This window comes from Micromonospora sp. D75, from assembly GCF_018070405.1.
Taxonomy (GTDB): Bacteria; Actinomycetota; Actinomycetes; order Mycobacteriales; family Micromonosporaceae; genus Micromonospora; species Micromonospora chalcea.
In genome coordinates this window covers 1-2,100 of sequence record NZ_JAGPXV010000835.1, presented here as the reverse complement: position 1 = coordinate 2,100, position 2,100 = coordinate 1, and the positions used below count along the sequence as shown (strand labels likewise).

Below are 2,100 nucleotides of genomic sequence, written 5' to 3'. Positions count from 1 at the left end.
GGTCCGACTGGTCACCGGCGACAACCGGCACGCCGCCCGGCACGTCGCCGCCAGCGTCGACCTCGCCGGCGAACCGCTCGTCGGCGCCGACCTCGCCGCCTGCCCCGACGACCAGTTGCCGGAGCGGATCGCCGACGTCACCGTGTTCGCCGAGGTGGACCCGCTGCAGAAGGAACGCATCCTGACCGCGCTGCGCCAACGCGGCGACGTCGTCGGGTTTCTCGGCGACGGCATCAACGACGCTCCCGCGCTGCACGCCGCCGACGTCGGCATCTCCGTCGACACCGCTGTCGACGTCGCCAAACAGGCCGCGGCGATCGTGCTGCTCGACAAGAACCTCGACGTGATCGCCGACGGCATCCGCCTCGGCCGCCGCACGTTCACCAACACCTTGAAGTACATCCGGGTCAACACCAGCGCGTCCTTCGGCAACGTCGTCAGCATGAGCATCGCCGCGCTCCTGCTGCCCTTCCTGCCGCTGCTGCCCCGTCAGGTCCTGCTGCTCAACTTCCTCTCCGACATCCCCTACACCACCCTGTCCACCGACTACGCCGATGCCGAGCAGATCCAGCATCCGCGTACCGTCGACGTCCGGACCATCCGCAGGTTCATGCTGGTGTACGGCTCGATCAGCATCGCCGTGGACCTCCTCGTACTCGGCGCCCTGCGCTGGTGGTGGCACGTGTCGACCGACGTCTTCCGCGCCGCCTGGTTCGTCCAGTTCACCGCCACCGAGATCATCGCGCTGCTGGTGCTGCGCTCCAATCGGAGTTTCCTGCGCAGCCGCCCCTCCGCCGCGCTCGCCGGCACCGGACTGTTGCTCATCACGGTCACCGTCGCGCTGCCCTTCAGCCCACTGTCCGCGCCACTCGGACTCGCCGCGCTCCCGCCGGTGGTGCTGGCGGCCCTCGCCGCGGTCACCCTGGTCAACGTCGCCGCCAACGAGACCGCCAAGTACGTCGTCCCGCCGGACCCGACCGCCGCACGGCGGGTGCCCCGCCCGTGACGGTCTGGCGTCCATCGGTGATCGCCTATTGACAAACAAAATTAACAATTGGACCCTGCTGAGAGAGCGCTCTCCCGTCCCTGTCTCCAGCGAGGTGTCGCCATGCGTCTTCGAAGAAAGCTGCTCGCCGCCGCGTCCGCACTGCTCGCCGGGCTCGCGGGCACCGTCGTCGCCACGCCCGCCCACGCGGTCGGACCCGCGTTGCTACCCGTCACCGTCACCAACACCACCGGTCGCACCGACCCGGTCTACCTCTACGTCATCGGCGTCCAGCTCTCCTCCGGCCGGCTCGGCTACGTCACCGCCGGCGGCGCCTTCGTGCCGTGGAGCGGCGGGCAGATCCCGCCGTCGCCCGCGCCGGACGTCTCCATACCGGGCCCCGGCAACGGCGGCAGCACCACGATCCAGTTCCCCCGGGGCTTCTCCGGCCGGGCCTACTTCGCCCTCGGGCAGAAGCTGAAGTTCTTCCTCACCCCGGACGGACTGGTGCAGCCCGCGCCCTGGGCGGCCGGTGACGCGAACCGCGACATCCTCTTCGACTGGAGCGAGTTCACCTACAACGACTCCGGGCTGTGGCTCAACAGCTCCCAGGTCGACATGTTCGCGATCCCGCACGCGGTCACGGTGACCGGCGCCAACGGCGTCACCAAGCGCACCGGCGACGTGGTGGCCAACGGACGCAACGCGGTCATCGACGGCATCCGGGCGCAGCCGGGCTGGGCCAACACCGTCCACACCCGCTCCGACGGGACCGTGCTGCGCGTCCTGGCTCCGGGGAAGGCGGCCGGGGCCGGCCTGCTGAGCACCACCTATCTGGACTCCTACATCGCCTCCGCGTGGAACGCGTACACCACGAAGACGCTGACCGTGGCGCCCTTCGCCGACCAGCCGGCCATCCGGTACTACGGCCGCACCTCGGGCAACACCATGACCTTCACAAACGGCAGCGGCCAGGTGGTCGCCTCCTTCAACCGGCCCTCCTCGGCCAGCGTCTGGGGATGCGACGGCGACCTGCCCGCGCCGAACGACCAGGTGGTCGGCCCGATCTCGCGTACGCTCTGCGCGGCCCTCAACCGAGGCACGCTCGGCACCAT

Annotated in this window: 2 protein-coding genes; both read left to right on the top strand. The window is 70.0% G+C overall.

The window, feature by feature from the left end:
* Window positions 1-1,006 (top strand): HAD-IC family P-type ATPase (locus KBX39_RS29700; RefSeq protein ID WP_210873702.1); only part of this gene is annotated, 1,006 nt, incomplete at its 5' end.
* Between the two features lie 102 nt (window positions 1,007-1,108).
* Window positions 1,109-2,100 (top strand): beta-1,3-glucanase family protein (locus KBX39_RS29695; protein ID WP_247660739.1); only part of this gene is annotated, 992 nt, incomplete at its 3' end.